The 21,187-nt window shown below is 60.9% G+C and carries 22 protein-coding genes and 4 pseudogenes; 16 read left to right on the top strand and 10 right to left on the bottom strand.

Features of this window, described 5'->3' with window-relative positions:
- The 8 genes and pseudogenes from JWR14_RS19585 to alc all read left to right on the top strand — a co-directional run.
- Window positions 1–194: pseudogene (locus JWR14_RS19585) on the top strand (ABC transporter substrate-binding protein); the annotation flags it as partial.
- A gap of 20 nt (window positions 195–214) precedes the next feature.
- Window positions 215–832: an urea carboxylase-associated family protein gene (locus JWR14_RS19580; RefSeq protein ID WP_299709998.1), complete on the top strand. Its 618-nt coding sequence runs from the start codon at window positions 215–217 to the stop codon at window positions 830–832.
- Between the two features lie 12 nt (window positions 833–844).
- Complete coding sequence (locus tag JWR14_RS19575; protein WP_299709997.1) at window positions 845–1,480, top strand: urea carboxylase-associated family protein; 636 nt, start codon at window positions 845–847, stop codon at window positions 1,478–1,480.
- 18 nt (window positions 1,481–1,498) lie between these two features.
- Window positions 1,499–2,182 carry an amino acid ABC transporter permease gene (locus tag JWR14_RS19570; protein WP_299709995.1) on the top strand — a complete coding sequence of 228 codons (684 nt, stop codon included), beginning with the start codon at window positions 1,499–1,501 and terminating at the stop codon, window positions 2,180–2,182.
- Window positions 2,179–2,853 carry an ABC transporter permease subunit gene (locus JWR14_RS19565; protein WP_299709992.1) on the top strand — a complete coding sequence of 225 codons (675 nt, stop codon included), beginning with the start codon at window positions 2,179–2,181 and terminating at the stop codon, window positions 2,851–2,853. Before JWR14_RS19570 ends, JWR14_RS19565 begins: the two co-directional genes overlap by 4 nt.
- A gap of 5 nt (window positions 2,854–2,858) precedes the next feature.
- Window positions 2,859–3,662, top strand: coding sequence for an amino acid ABC transporter ATP-binding protein (locus JWR14_RS19560; protein ID WP_299709991.1), 804 nt, complete (start codon window positions 2,859–2,861; stop codon window positions 3,660–3,662).
- Window positions 3,659–4,327: an urea carboxylase-associated family protein gene (locus JWR14_RS19555; RefSeq protein ID WP_299709989.1), complete on the top strand. Its 669-nt coding sequence runs from the start codon at window positions 3,659–3,661 to the stop codon at window positions 4,325–4,327. Before JWR14_RS19560 ends, JWR14_RS19555 begins: the two co-directional genes overlap by 4 nt.
- A gap of 40 nt (window positions 4,328–4,367) precedes the next feature.
- Window positions 4,368–5,372 (top strand): allantoicase, encoded by a 1,005-nt coding sequence (alc, locus tag JWR14_RS19550; protein WP_299709987.1) that lies wholly within the window; start codon window positions 4,368–4,370, stop codon window positions 5,370–5,372.
- Between the two features lie 315 nt (window positions 5,373–5,687).
- Here the strand turns inward: alc and fae are convergent, their stop codons facing one another.
- On the bottom strand, window positions 5,688–6,221 hold the full coding sequence (gene fae / locus JWR14_RS19545) for a formaldehyde-activating enzyme (RefSeq protein WP_299709985.1): 534 nt from the start codon (window positions 6,219–6,221) through the stop codon (window positions 5,688–5,690).
- Between the two features lie 82 nt (window positions 6,222–6,303).
- On the opposite strand from fae, the gene JWR14_RS19540 reads away from it, so the two are divergent.
- A complete protein-coding gene (locus tag JWR14_RS19540; RefSeq protein ID WP_299709983.1) occupies window positions 6,304–6,549 on the top strand; it encodes a hypothetical protein in 246 nt (81 codons plus the stop codon).
- 832 nt (window positions 6,550–7,381) lie between these two features.
- On the opposite strand, the gene JWR14_RS19535 is transcribed toward JWR14_RS19540, so the two are convergent.
- Complete coding sequence (locus tag JWR14_RS19535; RefSeq protein WP_299709981.1) at window positions 7,382–7,906, bottom strand: hypothetical protein; 525 nt, start codon at window positions 7,904–7,906, stop codon at window positions 7,382–7,384.
- Between the two features lie 336 nt (window positions 7,907–8,242).
- On the opposite strand from JWR14_RS19535, the pseudogene JWR14_RS19530 reads away from it, so the two are divergent.
- Window positions 8,243–8,366 (top strand): annotated as a pseudogene (locus JWR14_RS19530) (IS6 family transposase); the annotation flags it as partial.
- A gap of 96 nt (window positions 8,367–8,462) precedes the next feature.
- Here the strand turns inward: JWR14_RS19530 and JWR14_RS19525 are convergent.
- A complete protein-coding gene (locus JWR14_RS19525; protein ID WP_299709979.1) occupies window positions 8,463–9,143 on the bottom strand; it encodes a TetR/AcrR family transcriptional regulator in 681 nt (226 codons plus the stop codon).
- Between the two features lie 103 nt (window positions 9,144–9,246).
- Here JWR14_RS19525 and JWR14_RS19520 point away from each other — a divergent pair, with 103 nt between their 5' ends.
- The gene (locus JWR14_RS19520) at window positions 9,247–10,380 is read left to right on the top strand and encodes an NAD(P)/FAD-dependent oxidoreductase (protein WP_299709977.1); all 1,134 of its coding nucleotides are present in this window, start codon (window positions 9,247–9,249) and stop codon (window positions 10,378–10,380) included.
- A gap of 68 nt (window positions 10,381–10,448) precedes the next feature.
- On the opposite strand, the gene JWR14_RS19515 is transcribed toward JWR14_RS19520, so the two are convergent.
- Window positions 10,449–11,072 carry a LysR substrate-binding domain-containing protein gene (locus tag JWR14_RS19515; protein WP_299709975.1) on the bottom strand — a complete coding sequence of 208 codons (624 nt, stop codon included), beginning with the start codon at window positions 11,070–11,072 and terminating at the stop codon, window positions 10,449–10,451.
- Between the two features lie 7 nt (window positions 11,073–11,079).
- On the opposite strand from JWR14_RS19515, the gene JWR14_RS19510 reads away from it, so the two are divergent.
- Window positions 11,080–11,784: a hypothetical protein gene (locus JWR14_RS19510; protein WP_299709974.1), complete on the top strand. Its 705-nt coding sequence runs from the start codon at window positions 11,080–11,082 to the stop codon at window positions 11,782–11,784.
- Here JWR14_RS19510 and JWR14_RS19505 read toward each other — a convergent pair.
- From JWR14_RS19505 to JWR14_RS19480, 6 genes and pseudogenes are all read right to left on the bottom strand, one after another.
- Window positions 11,781–12,370, bottom strand: a pseudogene (locus JWR14_RS19505) (amidase family protein). The gene JWR14_RS19510 and the pseudogene JWR14_RS19505 sit on opposite strands and share 4 nt — an antisense overlap.
- 121 nt (window positions 12,371–12,491) lie before the next feature.
- Complete coding sequence (locus JWR14_RS19500) at window positions 12,492–13,475, bottom strand: LysR family transcriptional regulator (RefSeq protein WP_299709972.1); 984 nt, start codon at window positions 13,473–13,475, stop codon at window positions 12,492–12,494.
- 202 nt (window positions 13,476–13,677) lie between these two features.
- Window positions 13,678–14,466 carry a hypothetical protein gene (locus tag JWR14_RS19495; RefSeq protein WP_299709971.1) on the bottom strand — a complete coding sequence of 263 codons (789 nt, stop codon included), beginning with the start codon at window positions 14,464–14,466 and terminating at the stop codon, window positions 13,678–13,680.
- Window positions 14,463–15,308: a substrate-binding domain-containing protein gene (locus JWR14_RS19490; RefSeq protein WP_299710000.1), complete on the bottom strand. Its 846-nt coding sequence runs from the start codon at window positions 15,306–15,308 to the stop codon at window positions 14,463–14,465. Before JWR14_RS19490 ends, JWR14_RS19495 begins: the two co-directional genes overlap by 4 nt.
- Before the next feature lie 152 nt (window positions 15,309–15,460).
- Complete coding sequence (locus JWR14_RS19485; protein ID WP_299709969.1) at window positions 15,461–15,874, bottom strand: c-type cytochrome; 414 nt, start codon at window positions 15,872–15,874, stop codon at window positions 15,461–15,463.
- A 202-nt stretch (window positions 15,875–16,076) separates the two neighbouring features.
- Window positions 16,077–17,885 (bottom strand): methanol/ethanol family PQQ-dependent dehydrogenase, encoded by a 1,809-nt coding sequence (locus JWR14_RS19480; protein ID WP_299709968.1) that lies wholly within the window; start codon window positions 17,883–17,885, stop codon window positions 16,077–16,079.
- Window positions 17,886–18,433: 548 nt separating this feature from the next.
- Here JWR14_RS19480 and JWR14_RS19475 point away from each other — a divergent pair.
- The 4 genes and pseudogenes from JWR14_RS19475 to JWR14_RS19460 form a co-directional block, all read left to right on the top strand.
- Window positions 18,434–18,826, top strand: a complete 393-nt coding sequence (locus tag JWR14_RS19475; protein ID WP_299709966.1) for a 4a-hydroxytetrahydrobiopterin dehydratase — start codon at window positions 18,434–18,436, stop codon at window positions 18,824–18,826.
- A 102-nt stretch (window positions 18,827–18,928) separates the two neighbouring features.
- Entirely contained in the window at window positions 18,929–20,029 is a 1,101-nt protein-coding gene (locus JWR14_RS19470; protein WP_299709965.1) for a beta-ribofuranosylaminobenzene 5'-phosphate synthase family protein, read from the top strand.
- Between the two features lie 64 nt (window positions 20,030–20,093).
- Entirely contained in the window at window positions 20,094–21,020 is a 927-nt protein-coding gene (locus tag JWR14_RS19465) for an NAD(P)-dependent methylenetetrahydromethanopterin dehydrogenase (protein WP_299709963.1), read from the top strand.
- 14 nt (window positions 21,021–21,034) lie between these two features.
- Window positions 21,035–21,187, top strand: a pseudogene (locus JWR14_RS19460) (ATP-binding protein); the annotation flags it as partial.

The raw sequence follows: 21,187 nt of genomic DNA, 5'->3' as shown, positions 1-21,187 counted from the left end.
TCAAATCGACCAGTGAACTCGGCCCGTCGCAATGGATCGCTTGGGCGACTCGCCCGGACGATATACGCCTGAACAAGGCGATCAGCGACGAAATCATCGCAATGAAGAAATCAGGCGAACTCGCACGCCTGCAAAAGGCCAATCTCGGCGTGAGCTTCGATACGCCGACGTCCAACTTCATTCCCCAGCAGTAAACGCGAGCAGGCCGAATCAAATGACAGATCAAGTTCAGACTCTCACCGTCAAGGCGGGACATGGCCGTACCTTCGAAGTGAAGGCCGGCCAACAATTGACGATCAAGGATGTCGAGGGCCAGCAGGCCGCCGATTTCGTCGCGGTCGTCGCCTCCAACCATACCGAGAAGCTGTCGCCGACCCACACGCGTCGTCAGCTTCGCACGCTGTTTTTCAATGTCGGCGATGCGCTGTATTCGTCGTTGGGACGGCCTTTGTTGCGGGTCGTCGAGGACACTGTCGGTGTTCACGACGCCAACGTACCCGCGTGCGACGACACGCGTTTCACGGTCGATTTCAACGTGATCGGGCATCGCAACTGTCTCGACAACATGCATGCGGGCCTCGCGCTGTACGGACTGTCGCCGTTCGACGTGCCTGAGCCGTTCAATCTGTTTCAGAACGGCCCGGTCACCGCCGACTGCCGGATGCAGGTCACCGATCCAACCAGCAAGCCGGGCGACCACATCACCTTCGATGTACTCGAAGACCTGGTGTGCGCGGTGTCGTCGTGTCCGCAGGACATCATTCCCGGCAATGGCCTGAAGGTCACCGACATCGCCATCTCCATCCTGCCCGCGACGCCCGTCGCCGCCTGAACGGACTCAACCATGCTGCTTCTCAAAGAACCGCCCTCACGCGCCGCGCTGCCGCCGCAAACCATCGCCGTGCCTGCCGGCGAAAGCCGTGCCATCGAAGTCAAGGCCGGCCAGATCCTGCGCATCGAAGCGAAAGAACCCGGTGCGGTCGCGTCGATGTTCGGCTTCAGCCGCATCAACGACGACGTCTACATGTCGGTCCATCACACGCGCGTCTTCAGCAATTCGTACGTGTTGCAGGCTGGCATGCGAATCGTCAGCAACCGTCGTCGTGCGATCATGGTGCTCGGCAAGGATTCGAGCGGCAAGCACGACTTGTTGCTGCCGGCATCCACCACCGCGTATCTCGCTGAACAAGGTTACGTCGGACAGACCGGTTGCATCGAATCGGTCGGCGCATTGATCGACACGCTCGGCATCAAGCCCCCAAAATTGCCCGATCCGATCAACCTGTTCATGCACGTCGCATTGCATCAGGACGGCCGTATCGAACCGCTGCCGAACACGACGCGCGCCGGCGATTTCATCGCGTGCCGCGTCGTGACGGATATGGTGTTCATCGTGTCGGCGTGTTGCACCGGGATTGCGGGTAATGACACACCCGGTGCGCTCGAACTCTCGAGCGCAGAAGAACTCGACGAACTCTGATTCCGGGAAGACGGCGCAATGGGCTTCGACCCGCAAGTGATCCATAGCCTGCCGACGTTGATCGACGGTTGGTTGCTGACCGTGGAACTGACGCTGCTCGGCGCGACTGGCAGCGTCGTGTCCGGCCATCTCGCACTGGCGATGCAACTGACGCGTATCGCGCCAATGCGCTGGGCCGCTCGCCTCTACATCAGCTTCATGCGGGGCACGCCGGCGCTCGTGCAACTGTTCATGCTGTTCTTCGCGTTACCGCTGATCGGTCTGGGCGGTCGCCCGATGCTGGCGGCCGCACTGACGCTCGGTCTGAACAGCGGCGCGTACACGGCGGAAATCCTGCGCGGCAATCTGCGGGTTGTCACGGCTGGTCAGTATGAAGCGGCGATTGCGCTCGGCATGGCGCCGTGGCGCATCGCGTTGCGAATTGCGTTGCCGCAGATGCTGAAAGCGAGCTTACCCGCGCTCATCAACGAATTCACGATCCTGCTGAAGACCACGCCACTGGCGTCGGTCGTGGCTGTCACCGAACTCACTTATGCGGGACAAATGGTGATCGCGCGCACCTACACGTCGACGCAAGTGATGTTGCTCGTCAGCGTCGGCTATCTGGCGGTCGCGCTTCCCGTCATCTACGCCGCGCGACGCATTCAGCGTAATCCGCGCCTATCGCGCGCCTCACGCCTCGCAACCGGAGTCACACGATGACGTTCGACCTCGGCGTTCTGTCAGGTCATGGACCCGAACTCGTGCAAGGACTCGGCGGCACGATCTGGCTCTGTACGGCCGGCGCGGCGATGTCGGGCGTGCTCGGTGTGTTGCTGACCATCGGCCAGCGCCGCGGCGCGCCGTGGCTCGTCGCGCTGATTCGCGGCTATACGGCGTTGACGCTTGGTTTGCCCTTGCTCGTATTACTTTACGTGACGTTCTTCGTCTTGCCGGATTTCGGCGTGCTGTTGCCAGCTCCGCTGGTCGGCACCGTAACGCTCGCGATCTATTACGCCCCGTACGTCGCGGAAGTGATTCAGGCCGCCGTCGCCGCCGTGCCTGCGGGCACCGTCGAAGCGGGTGTCGCCATCGGCATGTCGCCGGCGAAAATCGCACGACGCATCGTCGCGCCGCAAGCGCTGCCGCTGTTACTTCCCACGTTGACCGGCCTGTTGATCGGTCTGGTCAAGGATTCCGCGCTGCTGTCCGTGATCTCGGTTCATGAGTTCATGTTCGCCGCGAAAGCCGTTGTGTCCGACACCTACGCGCCACTCGAAGTCTATTTCGTCGTCGCGATGGTCTACTGGGCCGCGACGTCCGTCATCCATCTCTCGACCCGTCATTGGGAACGCCGCCTCGGGCGCGCCCAACGGGTCGCCCTGCCCCGGTGAACAGCATGAACCTGTCCGGCAACACGACGCCCGTTGCGTTGAAGGCGAGCGGCATCGTCAAGTCGTTTGGTCCGAATCGCATCCTGGACGGCGTCGACCTGACAGTCGCGCGTGGCGAAACGGTCTGCGTACTCGGACCGTCCGGCTCCGGAAAATCGACCCTGCTGCGCTGCCTGAACTGGCTTTCTCCGCCCGACGAGGGCGCGGTCTGGATCGGCGACGAGCGGGTCGGTTTGCGTGAAAACGCGAATGGCTCGACCGGCCCACGTCCCGACCGCGAGATACGCGCGCAGCGCAGCCGGATCGGCATGGTGTTTCAGAGCTTCAATCTGTGGCCGCACATGACGGTGCTCGAAAACGTGATGGAAGGCCTGCGGTCGGTCAAGCGAATGAACCGCCTTGCCGCAAGCGACCTCGCGGTCGAAGCGCTGCGGCAAGTGGGGTTGAGTGGCAAGCACACAGCGATGCCCGCGAACCTGTCCGGCGGACAGCAGCAACGCGTGGGCATCGCGCGCACACTGGCGATGGCACCGGAAGTGATCCTCTTCGACGAGCCGACCAGCGCGCTCGACCCGGAACTGGTCGGCGAAGTACTCGCGGTGATGCGTGGTCTCGCCGCGAACGATACGACGATGATCGTCGTCACGCATGAGATCGGCTTCGCGCGTGATGTCGCCGATCGCGTGATCTTTATGGACGGCGGACGCATCGTCGAACAGGGGCCGCCTGCACAGGTACTCGATGCACCGTCGTCTCCCCGTCTCCAGCAATTTCTCTACCGCTTCAACCCGGAATCCAAAAGCTCATGAGCTACACGAATCAACCCACAGCGACCGTTCCCGCCGGCCACGGCAAAGCCGTTCGACTGAAAGCAGGCCAGGCCGTGCGCGTCATCAATACGCATGGCACCCAGGTGGTGGATTGCTGGGCCTGGAATGCGTACGACCTGAACGAATACATGTGCATGGAAACCACGCGCGTGTGGAACCAGCGGCTCAACCCGATCGTCGGCGACAGCTTCGTGACCAATCAACGTCATCCGGTGCTGACCGTAGTCGAGGATACGACGCCTGGTGTTCACGACACCTTCATGGCGGCCTGCGATCGCAAACGCTATGAACTGCTCGGGGTGCGCGGCTATCACCGCAACTGTTGCGACAACATGTTCGAAGGCATGTTCGAACTCGGCGTCACGCCGCCGCGCCAGAACCTCGCGTCCTTCAACATCTTCATGAATATTCGCGTGCAGCCCGACGGCATCACGCTCCATACCTTGCCCACCGTAACGAAGCCCGGCGAGTACATCACGTTGCGCGCGGAAATGGATTGTTTCGTCGCATTTTCCGCCTGCCCGCAAGACATCGTCAAGATCCAGGGGCAAGGCGACAACACGCCAAAGCCCGTAGAAATTGCAGTGCTCGACAACTTCGAGTCGGATCTGCAAGGCACGCAATCCTGGGTGCCGGTCGCCTGAGCGTTCCAGTCCATTAACTGATCACTTCGCGTAAAGAAACATGGCACTAACCGCTTTCGATCCCGACGCACCCGCCTTTACACGCACGGGTATCAACCTCGCGGACCCGCGACTCGGTGCGCAGGCTGTATTCACTAGCGACGATTTTTTTGCACCGATGACGCGCATGCTTGACCCGCAACCGGCCATCTTCATTCCCGGCAAATACGACGACAACGGCAAATGGATGGACGGTTGGGAATCGCGCCGCAAGCGCGAGACTGGCCACGATTTCTGCATCGTCAAACTGGGCGTGGCGGGCGAATTGATGGGCGTTGATATTGACACGAGTCATTTCACCGGCAACTTTCCGCCGGCTGCATCGATCGACGCGTGCCGTTGCGACGACGATATTCCGCCCGCCGAGGCGCGATGGACTGAAGTGCTGCTCGCGACCGCGCTCAACGGCAACGCACATCATTATCACGCGATCGATCCGGCCACTCGTGGAATTTATACTCACGTGCGCCTCAATATCTATCCGGACGGCGGCGTAGCCCGTTTGCGCGTGTACGGCCGGCCGCGCCGGGAACTCGCGCCACGCGCCGAACTTGATCTCGCGTCCGCGATGAACGGTGCGCGAGTCGTCGCCGCGAACAACCAGCATTACGGTGCAGCGTCGAACCTGCTGCTGCCGACACGCGCGGCTAACATGGGCGAAGGCTGGGAAACCCGGCGACGCCGCGAACCAGGCTGCGACTGGTGCATCATCGAATTGGCGACGCCCGGTGAAATCAGTCAGGTCAACGTTGACACCGCGCATTTCAAGGGGAATTTTGCGGACCGATGCTCGCTACAAGGCGCGTTCGTCAGCGCGGGAACGGACGAGTCCCTGATTACGCAATCGATGTTCTGGCCGGTATTGCTCGACGAGCAGAAGCTGCAGATGGACAGGGTTCATACCTTTGCGCCGACCCGAAGCATGTCTGTCACGCATGTGCGCTTCAACATATTGCCGGATGGTGGCGTCTCGCGGCTGAGTCTGATGGGTCGTACCTTGACTTGATCCAAAGCAAGCCTTCACCCGCATTAATCCGCAGTCTACTCAAGACAACTCACGACTCATGCTTAGCGATCGAGTGGCCGCTTTACTCGATCGTGTGTAACCTCGACATCGCTTTCCCTACTTCTGGCGAAGTGCGGCCGGGATGAGCAGCGAGACGCTTTTTCCTGCGCTCGATCCATTGACCGATCCGCGTAGGGCAGAAGTCGTTCAGGGTTGTTCGACGCCTGTCAGCAAGCGTTACCGGCGCGGAACTGCGCGTGGTCGACGCCGTTGCTAAAAGCCAGTGCGTTCAGCTGTGCAACGCAAGGATGCGCTTCAGCTCCAGTCGTCCATATCGTGCTTGATGGTGTGCCGGTTGGCGATAAGCGTGTCGACGCTCGGCTCGTTGTTCATCGCCCGGTGAATGGCGAGTTTGGTCGCCTCGTAGTTCGTGCGGTACATGTCCTTCTTGTCGAGGTTCGTCTCCGTGGCGCAACGCGGATCGATCCACACGAGACTGATGATGCATAGCTCGTTGGCCTGGTCTTTCGGCAAGATGCCCTCGATCAGGCAATCGACTATTGCATCCGCCGTCGCCGACTGCACGACGCCACCGAATAGCTCGATGGTGGTCATGTCCCTGAGCGTCACCTTGGGGACGATCATCGTGGCAGGGCGCACCATCTGATTGCAGGCGCGGATCGCGAACATGGCCGTGTGCCCCTTGCTCTGCGCCATCATATTGGCAAACGCGTGACCGGCGGGTCCGTCAACACGCCCTATCAGGATTTCGGGCATCGCGTCAGTCACCTGGCCGGGTGCGGCGAACACCGTGGCTTCACCTGTGCGGAACGTCAAATCGAGATTCATTGTCGACCTCCTCCATAGTTGGACACCGAAGATTCACGGCATGCAAGGACGATGCCATTCAATCCGACGCGCCCGAGCAAGCATGGCAATGCGCAACATGTATCGTCTTCGTGACAAGGTGGCAAACACGAGTCACGAGCGGGTGTTCCGGATATGCGACGAATGTTTCCGGGTTTGCACCGACGTTGCCGGTGCCTGTCGCTGGCCCGAATGGTCCATCATCGCCCGCCTGAGCATCTCACCGAAGGCACGCAAGTCGCTTGAGGACGCGGTGCTCCTCGTTCCCATGATGCAGGCCGCAGCCCTTGGAAGCACCAAAAACCGTTAGCGTCATTGGCGGAGATGAGATTAAAGATGAAGGAGTGGGCACGAAGGCTTCCCGGTGTAAACGGTCTTGAATTCAAACCGGGAGCCTGCGTTGACGGCGCTACCTGAGGAACAACGCGCGCGTTGTCAGCGACGAAATCTGGTGCCGAAGACGTTCGAGCTCGTCGAACAGGCTGCCTTGGCTAGCGACCGAACGAGACCACCGCGATACATCACCATGCGCTCTTTGCGTACCAAGCACATTAGCGTGTAGGCATTGTTCCGGTGCGGTTGGGCGCTCTAAGATTCGGACTCTCAGTTGTTCTCGTGCCGTTGCTTCGCATACTACTGATTATGCCGTCCGTGCCTTTCGTGAGGCCCGCGCTAGCTCGCACGCCATCGTCGACAGACGCGGCGCCAGGCGGCGTACCCGGACCATTGGCGCCTTGAACGAGCGCTCCGTTCCCGACGTCAGCCATGCCGCCCCCTGCTTGTGCGTAGCTCCCGCCCGACATAGCGATGAGTAGCATTGAAAAACAAATCTTCTTTGTTGCGACTATCATTTTCGACTCCAAAAACCTTATCGCCTCGCGCATCAGGTGCGTGCGCCCGTAGTTGGATGCGACTACGCAGCCTGCCACACTCCTGGCCACCGCACGCACCGCGGCGAGCGTCAGAAAACAGGCGCTGCGCACGCCTCATTTCATAGGAGCTTCGGCGAATAGCTATGTTCCCAAATAATTGTCACTTAAGATTACAGCGCTGCGACGTACGGCCATCTCCGTACTTCCGCGTGGAAATAGAGACGTGGCGATAGGTTTGCCAGAGTATCTTGACATGGCATGACACGGAGACTACCGGTGTCCCCCGCCCCCTCCGTGGAAACCACCGCCTCCGTGGAAACCGCCTCCTCTGAAGAAACCACCTCCTCCGTGAAAGCCGCCCCCTCCATGAAAGCCGCCGCGGAAGCCGCCGTGCGGTCCGACGTGGACATGATCCATATGATGGAAGTGATGAAATCGATCGACGAAGACAAACGAGGCGCCGAAGCCGAACGCCACAGGTGGCCCATAAAACCACGGGTCGTAATAGGGATAGTACGGATACGCGGGCGGCGGGGAAACGTCACCTATATCGTCGCCCGTGTCCTGCTGCTGGATCTGCCAGGTACCGTCAGGCTGCTTGCACGCAAGGCCCGATATGTTCTGCGTGGCGCCATCGATATCCGCCGTGCCGTTGACCATGCGGCATGCGGGTGACACGGCCGATGTGGTCGTCGTGTCGTTCAGCGGACCAGCCTGGCCGGGCTGCGACGCCATCGGCGCCGCGCACGCGACACAACTGCAAAGCACCATTCCAAGTCCAATTAAGTTGCGCATGAATCCGTCCTGCTCGACGGTCCGGCACCACGACGCGGACCGCCGCGTCGACACCGTGAAGACCCCATCGGTTCGCCTCGCAGACCACGTTGCCGGTGCGTGTGAACTTGCATGTGAAGATGTGCACGACGACGCGGACCTGCTGCATATAAAACGCGTCGCCGGCTGACGTTATTCCGCTTGCTGGCCCCAGTTGCGGCGTCGGATTATTACGTCGTGTTTCCTGTCAGGCAGGCAACGTTGTACGGAATACCCCCGCGCTGCCGGCAGCCGATCAGACTATCGGCGCGGCGTCCCATCGGCGATCAAAAGACGGATTCGAACCCATTTTTCAAGTTCAAGAATTTTCGCTGTGCATGCGTCCCTTTGAGTAGCATTGAATGCGTGCACACGATCGCTAAAGGGCAAATGAAGTGTGCCCCCGGAGCCTCGCAAGTCAGTCGCTGACCAATTCTACTAATTAGTAAAATAAGTAGTACTAGTAATATCGATCTCGTTCGCTCGACATTCCTAACTGAAACAAATCGTCTGCCGTCACTCCGTTATAGAGTTCAGATCAGTGATCTTGCGCTGACTCGATCCCGCGAAGGATGAGATCGATTCCGGCGAGAAAATCGACGCGGTCGTCGTGAGCGCGCAACTGTCCGGCTACGCTGCGGGTGAAAGGGTACTCATCCGGATCGAGCTCAGACCACATGGCCGCCACCTCGTCCAGAAAGTTGCCCCTATCGGCGCCTGACTGCCGTGCGAGATGCGCATTTGCCGCGTTCTGCCCGCTCACGCCAAGGATGTAACTCAATAGCGCGGACACTACGGGCCACTGTGTGTTATCCGGCACGCCAAGCGCACGAACCTGCTGGCCTATGCCTTCAAGAATGCGCACCATGGGCAACTGCCCCGGGGCACGGGTTAGCGCCGAGCCAACCCACGGATGAGCGTCGATGGTGTCGAACATGCCCAGCGCGAGCGCGCGAATGGCGGCTTTTGGCGTCGTGCTGACCATTGGCGCGCTCATCGTGCGAGCGATGATGGCATCGCACGCGGCGGTCAGCAGGTCGCTCTTGTCGTCAATGTGCCAATAGATTGCACCGGGACCGGTAGCGAGTCGCTCGGAGAGAGCACGGAACGTCAGGCCGCGCTCGCCGCTGCTGTCGAGGAGCGCAATGGACTCGTCAATGATCCGATCCCGCGAGAGCGAATCCTCCCGCCGTTGTGGGGTCCGTGTTTTTTTTACCATGCCTCTCCTTGACACTTATGGAACACTGTTCCAATATTATCATGGAATGACGTTCCATTAGACCACTGACCATTTTATGACGACCTCCGACCAAGGGAGCAGGATGAATGCTTCAGTTGCAATCATCGGTGCGGGGCTCGGAGGGCTGACGCTCGCCCGAGTTCTCCACGTCCACGGCATTGCCGCGACAATTTACGAAGCGGAAACCTCGGCGAACGCGCGAACGCAGGGTGGCATGCTCGATATCCACGAGAACAACGGGCAGCTCGCCCTCAAGGCAGCGGGGCTCTTCGACCCGTTCCTCGAGATCATCCACGCTGGCGGCCAGGCAACGCGGGTGCTCGACAAGGACGGAAAGGTCCTGTTTGAAGATCCCGACGACGGCACAGGGGGTCGACCTGAGGTACCTCGAGGAGAGCTCCGCCGGATTCTGCTCGACTCGCTTCCAGCCGGCGCAGTCCGCTGGGGACACAAGCTCACAGCGGTGTCTGCGCTCGGGAGCGGACAGCACACGTTGACCTTTGCTGACGGCTCAACTGTGACCACCGCCCTCCTCGTCGGTGCCGACGGCGCCTGGTCGAGAGTTCGCCCGCTTCTTTCCGGGGCGAAGCCGGCGTACGTGGGCACATCGTTCATCGAAACGTACCTGTTTGACGCCGACACTCGTCACAAGCCAAGCGCGCAAGCGGTTGGCGACGGCGCGCTCTTTGCGCTCGCGCCGGGAAAGGGCATCCTTGCGCATCGTGAGCCCGATGGCGGACTGCACACGTACGTGGAGTTGAACAAGCCAAAGGACTGGATCGACAGCATCGACTTCTCCGACCCGGTAGCGGCCAAGGCCCGCGTTGCTAAGGAGTTCGAAGGGTGGGCTCCGGCGCTGACAGCGCTCATCACCAACGGTGAGACGGACCCTGTACCGCGTCCAATTCATGCGCTTCCGGTCGAGCACCGATGGGCACGCGTGCCCGGCGTGACACTGCTCGGCGATGCAGCGCACCTGATGATCCCGTCTGGTGAAGGGGCCAACCTCGCCATGTTCGACGGCGCTGAACTCGCGCAGGCCCTCGCCGCCCACCCCGGCGACGTTGAAGCCGCGCTGAGCGCGTATGAAAAGGAGTTGTTCCCCCGTAGCGCGGCTGAAGCTGCGGCGGCGCAAAGAATACTCAACGTGTGTCTCGGCCCCGACGCGCCTCAGAGCCTGGTGGATTTCTTCACCCACAACGAGCCCGCAGAGTGATCGGCCTGCATCCCAGTGGATTGTCGTCTCGGCCACAAACCCACGAGAAAATTCACGCTGACGCCGACCTACAACACTTCAAATGCAGTTCGTGGCAACCCGAGGTTGGCAAGACGCTCCTCGGCCGTTGCCCTGATCGCGTCAGTAAGGTCACGCGATGCACGCGACCGGGTTTTCCCAACCGGATAAATAAAGCCATATTCCAGGCGGACTTTCGTCGCGAACGGCAGAATCGCCAAGTTCTGTGCGCCGGCCGAAAGAGCGACGAATGGGTCGGCCAATGCCACGCCAAGACCCTGTGCCGCTAGCTCACAGGCAATGAGACCGTTCGTAGCCTCGAAGCGGATGTTGGGCTGCTTACTGTTTTCCCGAAACAGGCGTTCCAGATGCTGCCTCGATAAGGAGCGACTATGCGTCGCAACCAAAGCGACGTCCAAGAGGTCGGCAAGCTTGATGTTCTTTCGACGCGCCAGGGGATGCGCGTTCGACATGACGACAACCTCCCGCGTCTTCAGGAAAGGCTCGACTTCAACCGCGGGGTTGTCGATGGGCAATATGCTGGCTCCTATATCGAACTGCTCCTGTGTAATCCACGTCTCGATGTCAAGGCGAACCCGCGTCGAACCGTGTCTTCCGGGCTCTTCCGGGCTCGAATAGTGCTGGCCCAACCGGGTAGCGCCGTACCACGGCATCGAATGAATGAATCGCTCGCTACTCGCGCATGGCAAAAGCTTTGGCTGCAAAGCCGCCATTCATGCGGCATGCACAACTCTGAGAGACGCGAACATGGTCAGGAAAACAGAAAACGATCCGGTAGAGATAGGCATTGCTTTAATCGAGCAGCAGTTGCTTGCCCTCTTGCTATACGCCAGTGCAGTCGCTGACCGGATCGATCACGACAAAAAATTGCCCGATCTTGCCACCGCTTACAGGCTGCTCAGGCGCAAGCTTTCACCCACTGAACCCCAAACGCATGTAGAAGACGGGACGCCCGGCGTTGAACGGAAGGCGCTCGGGCTTGAGTCGTCCTGGGACGCGCTTCATCAAGACCCACAGCGTTTATTGGGGGTGATGAGGGTGGCGAGTACGAACGCGATCCTGGCCGTGGCGGGATTCTTCGAGGCACACGGTTTCTCCGAGTTGCGAACTCCGGAAGTGCAGTTCCTGATGCGAATCCGCGACGCTGTCGCGAATGGCAACAGGTTCCAAATCGAGGACGAGCGAATTCCCACGGCGTCTTTCAATGGTCTGATTATTACAAACAAGTTGAACGGCTCACCACTTTTCGACGACGGAGTGACGACCGGCTCCATTGATTCCGGAGATGTTGAAGCACTACTGCGCTACCTGGTCGATCACCTGAGGGGCGCGCAAACTCTGATCAGCGCCGGCGATGCCGGCTAAAAGGACAGGCGAAAGGAGACGCCACAGAAATGCGCCGGCATCCGCAGCGATCCGCCGAGATCGAAGCCAAGCGCGAGCGGCACATAGCCTGCGGCAAGCGCGTCGGCCGACCCGCCCGACGAGCCGCCAGGAGAGCGGCCCGTGTCGAAGAGATTGTTGCTCGTCCCATAGATGTCGTTGTAGCTCTGCCAGTCTCCGAGGCCGAGCGGAACGTTCGTTTTGCCCAGACAACGCCGCCCGCGGCCTTTACACGCGCGACCGGCAGGGCGTCCTCCGTTGGAACGAAATCCTTGTGCTGCGGAAAGCCCCACGTCGTCGGCAGGCCCGCGACATTGAACGATTCCTTGACGAGCAGCGGAATGCCCAGGAGGGGCCGCCGCTCGCCCATCGCCAATACATCATCGGCGGCGCGCGCTGCATCGAGCGCACGATCGAAGTCGCGCACACAGACTGCATTCAGCTTCGGGTCGAGGCTTTCGATTCGGGCGATGGCAACTTCCGCAAGTTCGCAGGCCGAAATGTCCCTGGCCGCCAGCGCCACCGTCAGTTCCCGGACAGACTTGTATTTCCAGTCGACGTTCGCCATGTGCACAATCGCTCTCGATGCCAGGCAATGCGGTCCCGCCGACACGAGCTGACGGCCGCTATCCACTCGGCGGTGATGTTAATACGCGCGATAGCAGGGATCGAACCCGAGTACTTTGTGATTATTTTCCCCGCCGCGCTTCGACCGCCTCGACCCCCGCCTCCCGCGCCCGCAATGCGAATTCCGCGTATTCACGCTCGAGAAACGGCGCGGCATGTTCGAGCAAGAAACGCCGGAACGCGATGCAAGTCGGCGACAACCTCTTCGAACGAAGATGAACGACTTGCCACGTGCGCTCGACCGGCGTGCCATTGACATCGAGTAACGCAAGTTCGCGCGAACGCAACTCGAGCGCAAGCGTATGCAACGAGATCAGGCTCACGCCCATGCCGGCCATCACAGCCTGCTTGATCGATTCGTTGCTGCCCAGTGTTACGCTGCGCGCCGGCGAGAACAAGTGCTGCTTGAACACTTGCTCGGACACCGCGCGCGTTCCCGATCCCGGTTCGCGCAGCAGGAACGTATCGCCCGCCAGTTCTTGCAAGTCGAACCGGCGCGCATCCCGCAGCGGATGATCGACAGGCCCAATCAATACATGAGGGTGATAAGCCAATGGCTCCGCCGTCGTGCCGAGCTCGGGCGGCGGGCGGCCCATGATGGCGAGGTCGGTGGCATTATCCTGCAGCTGGCGCAGCAGGACCTCGCGATTTCCTACCGAAAATCGCACATCCACGCGCGGATATTGCCGCGAATAAGCAGCGAGCAGTTTCGGCGCGAAATAGGTGGCAGAACTGACGATACTGACTGATATCGAACCACTATCGGCCAGCGACAGCGAAGACATTGCGTCCTCGGCATCCTTGATTTCTCCGAGAATCCGGCTCGCATGATGCGACAACCGCTCGCCCGCTTCAGTCAATGTGAGCTTGCGGGCAACGCGCTCGAACAGCGGCAGCCCGACAGCTTCCTCCAGTTGCCTGATCTGCATGGAGATCGCCGGCTGCGTCAGGTGCAATTCCTCGGCGGCGCGCGCAAAGCTCGGATACCGGCAGGCGATCACGAAGATCTGCAACTGTCGCAAGGTCAGCGAGCGAATAAAGTTCACTATGGACGGCCATCCTGCAAACCAGCGTTATGCGGCTCGTTTGACTATCGAATTTCATCGAACTTCATCAAACTTCAGAAGCCAAGCGAGTAAACGTGACTGGCACCCATGTGCAAAGGATCACTTAGCAGTCTCCTGCTGCTGCCCGAACGCGTCGAATGCTCGTGCCGAATAAACCGCCATCCGCGAAGAAAGAACTGTTTTAGCGGCTCGCACGAGGAGCGTTCACGGCCTTGTCCGGTGTCTTCTTGCCGGGCAGCGGAGACAAGGCGCGCAATGCTCCCTGATAACTCAGCGTTTCACTCTGCACTGGATGTGCGAAATCATTGTTCGAACCCGGTACTTCCGTGCGGATGAGCAGCACCTGGCCCGGTACCGCTTCCGACATGACGAAGGTATAGCGTTTGCCGATGTACTGAGGAAAACGCGCGCTATTCGGATCGCCGAGATAAGGCTGGATCACGATCTGCTTCGCCGGGACCTTCTTGCCCTGCGCGTCGCGGGTCACCGGCGTGATCGCCGGGCTAGCCGCCAGCGCAAGACGGACGCGGCGCTGGAAATAGCGGCGCTGTCCTCCCGTCAACTGCTCCATCTCCGCAATGTCGCGCTCAAGGAAATACAGGATTACGGGATTGCACGGCATGCCTTCACCGGACACCTCGACCTTGCCGCCATGGTCGCTCACCAGCGCGTCGCCGTTGGCGTTGTCGGCGCTGACTACCAGGACCTTGACGGTATCTTTCTCCCTCGCCGGCGGCCCGGTGCGCTCGACAGCGTAGTCCAGTTCGGTTTGCGGCTGAACGCCCTTCAGGTGCGTCGACAGAAAAAGAAGTCGCTCGGCGGGCGCGATCCCGGGACTAGCGCTACTTGCCGGGCCTGCCGCGCTGGACGCATCCGCCGCCAATGCGTGGCCGGAAGCAGCTAGCAGGACACTGGCCGCGGCGACGATCCACCCTGCCCGCAGGTTTGCCGTACGCGTCCACGCGCTCATTTCGCGTTGGCCTGTGGGGCTGTGGGCTCGCTGATAGCGAGCAACGGAACCTCATAACTCGTCAGTATCTTGTCGATCTTGGCCTGATTTGCGCCGATCCACTGATCGACCTTCGTCTTCCACGCGCCCTCGCCATAACGCACGCCCATCGAAATTTCATAGTCGAAGCGCACGCCCGGCGTTGGCGGGAAAGCGACGAGCTTGACCTTGTCGCCGGCTTGCTTCGCAAAATAACCGGCTATGGGCCCCCACAAGAAAACGACATCCACATTACCCGCCGACATGTCGCGCTGGATCATCTCGCCCGGGAATTCCGCGGGGTCGCCGCTTTGCACCTTATACGACACCGCCTGCTCGATCAGGTTGTTGCCAAGCAGCCAGTCAACAGCGGGCGTATTGGAAAAGATCCCGAGACGAAGTTTATGCAACTGGTCAGGCGGTAGCTTGAGGAGATCGGACGGTGTGTTGATCGATGCGAATTCCGGCCGGTTCGGGAACACCATCGCGTAAGTGGAGTGGAGCCAGGGACGCGTGGTCGACGTCATGTCGTACCCCTTCGGCACGCCGATCACCAAATCGCACTTGTAGTCTTCCGTGTCGGGTATCTTCTCGCGCAGCGTGTGCCGGATGAAACCCATGCGCTGCGGAAAATACGTGTATTCGATCTTGTAGCCAAAGTCGCTCGCCATCTGGGCCGCGATCTTGTTTTCGAAACCCTCTCCCTTGTCGTTCGAGAGCGGCATATTGTTAGGATCAGCGCATACACGCAGCACACCGTCGGCTCCGTCGTTGTGAGGCAGCGCGGGACCGTCGGCATGGGCGGTACCGAACCCAAGCGCCATGCAAGCTGCTGCGAGCGCCGTGCGCATGAACGCGCCAAGCCTTGAGTGAGCGACATAAGCGACATAAGCGTCAGACATCAGTCCTCCGGTAAAGCGTGATACAGGCGCCAACGTCAGCGTCGCTCGGGCAGCGCGGATGTTCGGCGTGGACCTTATTTGGCATCGATCGCCTGCAGGTCACCCGGCTTGATCTTGCCGTCGGAGCGCCCCTTAAGATACGCAAACAGGTTCTGCCAATTCTTCTGCATCATGTTGCTGGAGCTGAAGTCGGGCATACCCTTGTCAAGACGTCCGCCAAACACTGTCCGATGAAACTCCGCTGGATCGATGGTCTTGAACGCATCGATCAGCGACGGCCCCACCATGCCTTGCTGCTGCGCGCCGTGACAACGTTCACAGGCAAGCGCTCGCCAGGTCCGCCAGCCTTGCAACGTGTTGTTATCAACCTTGTTACCATCGACAACCTGGTAAGCAACCGGCTTCATTTGCGCCGGATCGGTCTGGGCGTATGAAACGGGTAACGTCGCCAAGGCTATCGCCAGCGGCAAGAGTATTCGGCCTTTCATTGCACGTGTCTCCTTCGGTGTGAACGTGCTGCGTCATGCGTCTTGCACGCAATGAGCGCAGGTTGAAACGATGGGTGGCGTGTCCCGGGTCCCGGTACACGCCCGGCCGACTCTGACATGCAAAGCGGGCCGCTGCGTGTCGTCAAGCTCTCCTGGATCAGAGCTTGACGACCGACTGGAAGAGGCTGAAGCTGCGCCCCTGTCAACTCGGGATGGCAAACACAAACAGCGTGCCGCCAAGCGCCGTGTACTTCGCGAGTTCGCGATAACCGCCGACCGCGCCCAGACCTTCGGTGGACTTCTCAAGGCCGGCCGCCATGCCGATACCCGCCCATCCGCCAATGCCGGAATAAACGCCGACGAACTGCTTGCCCTGGTACTCATAGGTGAACACGTTGCCGATGATTCCGGACGGCGTCTTGAACTTCCAAAGTTCCTTGCCATCCGAGATACGCACGGCTTTCAGGTAGCCTTCGAGCGTGCCGTAGAAGGCAATGCCGCCCGCGGTCGCCAACGCACCCGACCATACCGAGAACTTCTCCGGCTTGGACCATGCAATCTTGCCCTTGCTGGCGTCCCAGGCAATGAAGTTACCCATTGCGCCCTTCTCGTTCGGGCCCGGGTACATCGACAGGGTCGCACCCACGTAAGGCTGGCCGGACACGTACTCAACCTCGAACGGCTCGTAGTCCATACACACGTGGTTCGTCGGGACGAGGAACAGGTTGCTCTTCGGATCGAAGGCAGCCGGTTGCTGGTCCTTCGAGCCCAGCGCCGCCGGACAGATGCCCTTTACGTTATGGTCCGGACCTGCTGCCTGAGTCGAATAAGCCGCGTTGCGAATCGGCAAGCCGCTCTTCAGGTCCACACGGTCAGCCCAGTTCACCGCCGGGTCGTACTTGTCGGCAACCAGCAACTGTCCTGTTTCGCGATTGAGCGTGTAGCCAAAACCGTTACGGTCGAAGTGGACGATTGCCGGCACTTTCTTGCCGTTCATAGGCAAGTCGGCAAGGATCATTTCGTTCACGCCGTCATAGTCCCATTCGTCGTGAGGCGTCATCTGGTAGACCCATTTCGCCTGTCCGGTGTTCAGGTCGCGGGCGAAGATGGACATCGACCATTTGTTGTCGCCGGGTCGTTGCGTCGGATTCCAGGTGCCGGGGTTTCCCGTGCCGTAGTACACAAGATTCAGTTTCGGATCCCATGCATACCAGCCCCACGTAGTACCGCCTCCGGTCTTCCACTGATCGCCCTTCCAGCTCTTGAGCGATGAGTCCGCGCCAACCGGCACCATTTTGCCGTCGGCCCAGGTCATGGTCTTGTCGGGATCGAGCAGCATCTCGGTGTCCGGACCCGTGCTGTAGGCGGTCCAGACCGGCTTGCCGGTCTTGATGTCGTAGGCAATCAGCCGCCCGCGTACGCCGAACTCGCCGCCTGAAATGCCGGTGAGCACCTTGTCGCCGAATACATGCGGCGCGTTGGTGTTGGTTTCACCCGCCTTCGCATTACCGTTCTGCGCGGTCCATTTCACGTCGCCGGTTTTTGCGTCCAGCGCAACGAGCTTCGTGTCGGCTTGCTGGAGAAAGATCTTGCCGTCACCATAGGCAAGCCCGCGGTTGACCGTGTCGCAACACATCACCGACACCACTTGCGTGTCCTGCTTCGGTTCGTATTGCCAGAGGAACGTCTGGTCTTTCAGGTTGAGCGCAATAACCTTGTTGGGAAATGGCGAGTGGATATACATCGTGTCGCCGATGACAAGCGGCGAACCCTCATGACCGCGCAACACGCCGGTCGACATGGTCCAGGCAACCTGCATCTTTGCCACGTTACTTTCATTGATCTGCTTGAGCGGGCTATAGCGGTGATTGGAATAATCACCTGCTTGAGCTGCCCAGTTCGATGAGTTCTTCATCAGAGCGTCGAGCTGCGAATCGGCCTGTGCAACAAAAGAGTTGAGGGCCGTTACCGCAACCACCGCCAGTCCGAGAACCAGGGTGCGTAATTTCATGTCTCCTCCAGAATGTGTTGCCGTCCGACTCAGGGATGACCCCACCACCTATGTCCCGGGCGCGCCTTCACCGGTGCGGGCAGCGAGTTGAACCTCCGCCCGGTCAATGCCGGGCTCCTGTTTGCGAAGACGAATTGCATATTCCATGCCGGGATTTCTCCGGCCGTCGAATAGGTCGCTCGAGATTGACGGAGATTGACGGGGCGCGGCACAGATTGCGGCGGGGATCGGTGCGAAGGGAAAACCCCGAGGGGACGAATAGCGTCACGATGACGCGAGGGTGAGACGCTTCATTCGGATTACGACACATACTGTGTCAAATCCGCGATACACACCCCTGTCTGAAAAGCGCTGCAGCTCAGTGCTCCCCACCGAGCAGGCGATGCGCTGCAGCAACGGGCGCGGTGCGTGGGCGTTATTCACGTGCGAGGCCTGGTCTTCACGCAGGCTGGCGCGGTGTTTGCACAGGGTTACAAGGTTGACCCCCGGTTGAACCCCGGTTGAACCCGTTTGAGGTTCGCTACGAACGAGCGTTGGGAGGTATCGCCATGACCAGCACACAACCCGAGAAGGTCTACTCCGACGAAGAGATCCAGCAGCGTCTCACCGGCGCGCTTCAGCACTGGTATATGGAGGACGGCTGGCTGCGCCGCAAGGTCAAGACGGAGGGATGGAAAGGCACGCTGATGGTGGTGAATACCGTCGGGCATCTCGCGGAAGCGGCATGGCACCATCCGGACCTGACAGTGTCATATGCGTTCGTCACCGTGAAGCTGAAGACGCATTCGGCCAAAGGCATCACCGACAAGGATTTCGCGCTCGCGACCAAGATCGAGGAAGTGATCCAGTGGCAACCCGGACTGGAAGGAGGACCGCTTGAGGGCACCCCTCGCGACGACCAGCGTTTCCGCTATATCAAGTACGACGCACCGAAGGCCTGAGCGAGGCCGTGAATCCGTTGGTACGGCTCTTGCCTTGAAGGCCACGCACCCGGCTTCACCGCCACGGCTTTGACCACGACATCGAACCCAGGGACACTTGCGATGCAGCTTCGCCTGGATCATGAACCCGATCACGAATCGGACCATGAATCGGACCACTCGCCGGATACCGCGTCGCCGCTTTCCACTATAACGGTCGACGCCCCCGCGCGCCTGCACCTGGGTTTCCTCGACCCAAGCGGGTCGCTGGGGCGCGCGTTCGGCAGCGTCGGATTGACGATAGACGCGCCCGGTACGCGGATCACCGCGCAATATGCCGATTACGCCGACAAGACCCAGGTAATCGGCGCCCACACTGACGCACAGCGCGAACGCATCACGCACTATCTGGGCTTGTTGCATGACGCCTACGGCGGACCACCGGTTCTGATCGATGTCCGGCGCGCTCCTCGCGCACACGCGGGTCTCGGCTCGGGCACGCAACTCGCGCTCACGGTCGGCACTGCGTTCGTCAGGTTGCTGGGCCGGCCCGCGTCCACCGCCGAACTCGCGCGGTTGCTCGGACGTGGCGCGAGATCGGGCATAGGCATGCTCGGTTTTGATCACGGCGGGTTGATCGTGGACAGCGGGCCGGGCACTCACCCCGGCGCTCACCATCAACCTCACGTGCCGTCGATCCTGACACGCCTGCCGTTCCCCGACGCATGGCGCATCCTGCTCGTCGACGACACCCGTCAGGAAGGCCTTCACGGCAACGAGGAACGGCGAGCACTTGCGACCCTCGCTCCCTTCCCGAAAGAGCTTGCCGCGCACCTGTGTCACCTCGTGCTCATGCTCGTGCTGCCTGGCATCGCGGAACATGACTTCGATACGTTCGCGAGAGGCATCGGCGAGTTGCAGCAGACCATCGGCGAGTATTTCGCGCCTGCTCAAGGCGGCGTGTTCTCAAGCCCCGCGGTCGCCGCGGCACTCGGCGCCGCCGAGGCAGCCACGCAGCACCGCGCGGGCATCGGCCAGACGTCGTGGGGACCCACCGGTTTCGCGTTCGTTCAGAACGCCCAGGATGCCGAGCGTGCGCTGGCGGCCGCGATGGACACCACGCGCGGCATAGCCGGCGTCGTGTGTTCGGTGGCGGCGGGAAGCAATCGCGGCGCGTCCATTCATGCCGGCAGCCTGCAACGCTGCAACAGCGGTCTTCCCTAAGCGCCGCGCGCATCGACCCACTGCCCCAATTGACCCGCCATCAACCGGAAACGAGTCCATCGCCATGCCCGAAGCCACAGAAAGGCCCTACATCCTGCACATGTTGACGGCCACGCCGCAGATGAGTCCCTTCGACGTCAACATGGCCGCCGATGCCGGTTACCAGGTCATCGTTCCCTATTGCAATGTCGGTGCGGATGACGTCGTCACGCTGACCCAGGATGCGATTTTTTCGCGCGGTCCGAAAGGCGTGTCGCGCACGGGCATCTTCATCGGCGGACGCGACGTGATGCTCGCCGCCGACATGCTCGACACCGCGCGCCATGCCATGGTCCCGCCCTTTGAGGTATCGGTATTTGCCGATCCGAGCGGCTCATACACGACCGCCGCCGCGCTCGTTGCGCTCGTCGAACGTCACCTGAAAGCGGGCCATGGCGCGGAGCTCGGCGGCAAGCGCGTACTGATTCTCGGCGGCACCGGCGCGGTGGGCCGCGTGGCCGCTGCCATGGCCGCATCGCTGGGCGCGCAGGTCCTGATTGCGAGCCATTCGGACATCGCCCGCGCGACCCGCGTGAGCGATGAAGTCAACCAGCGTTTCGATATTGCGACCACCGGCGTCTCGGTCCACACGCGCGATGAATTGCATCTCGCGCTCGCGAGCGCCGAGGTCGTGATGGCAACGGCGGTCGCGGGCGTACAGGTCATGAGCGCAGCCGACGTCGGGGTGGCAAAACACCTTCTGATCGCCGCCGATGTCAATGCCGTGCCGCCCGAAGGTATCGCGGGCGTGCATGTCATGGACGATGGCAAGCCGCTTGCCGGCGCGGTGCGAGAGGACGCGCTTGCAATAGGGGCGCTGGCGATCGGCAACGTCAAATACCAGGTCGAACATCGCCTGTTCATGCGGATGCGCACCGGCGGCAAGCCGGTCTATCTCGGCTTTCCGGAAGCCTTCGATGAAGCTCGCGCGATCGTCGGCGGCCTCACCTGATGGATCGTTCGTTCATGACGCCCGGCACCCGTTTCGCGCAGGCTCCGTACATCGCGACCGTCGGTTTGTCGGCGCGCATGCTTGCCCAGTCCGCGCGGCGCGCGGGGCTGAACGTGGCCGCGCTCGATATCTTCGGCGACCGCGATACACGGCGTTTTGCGCCGCTA

This window comes from Caballeronia sp. (assembly GCF_028292365.1).
Taxonomy (GTDB): domain Bacteria; phylum Pseudomonadota; class Gammaproteobacteria; order Burkholderiales; family Burkholderiaceae; genus Caballeronia.
This window is presented reverse-complemented; position numbering and strand designations above follow the sequence as displayed.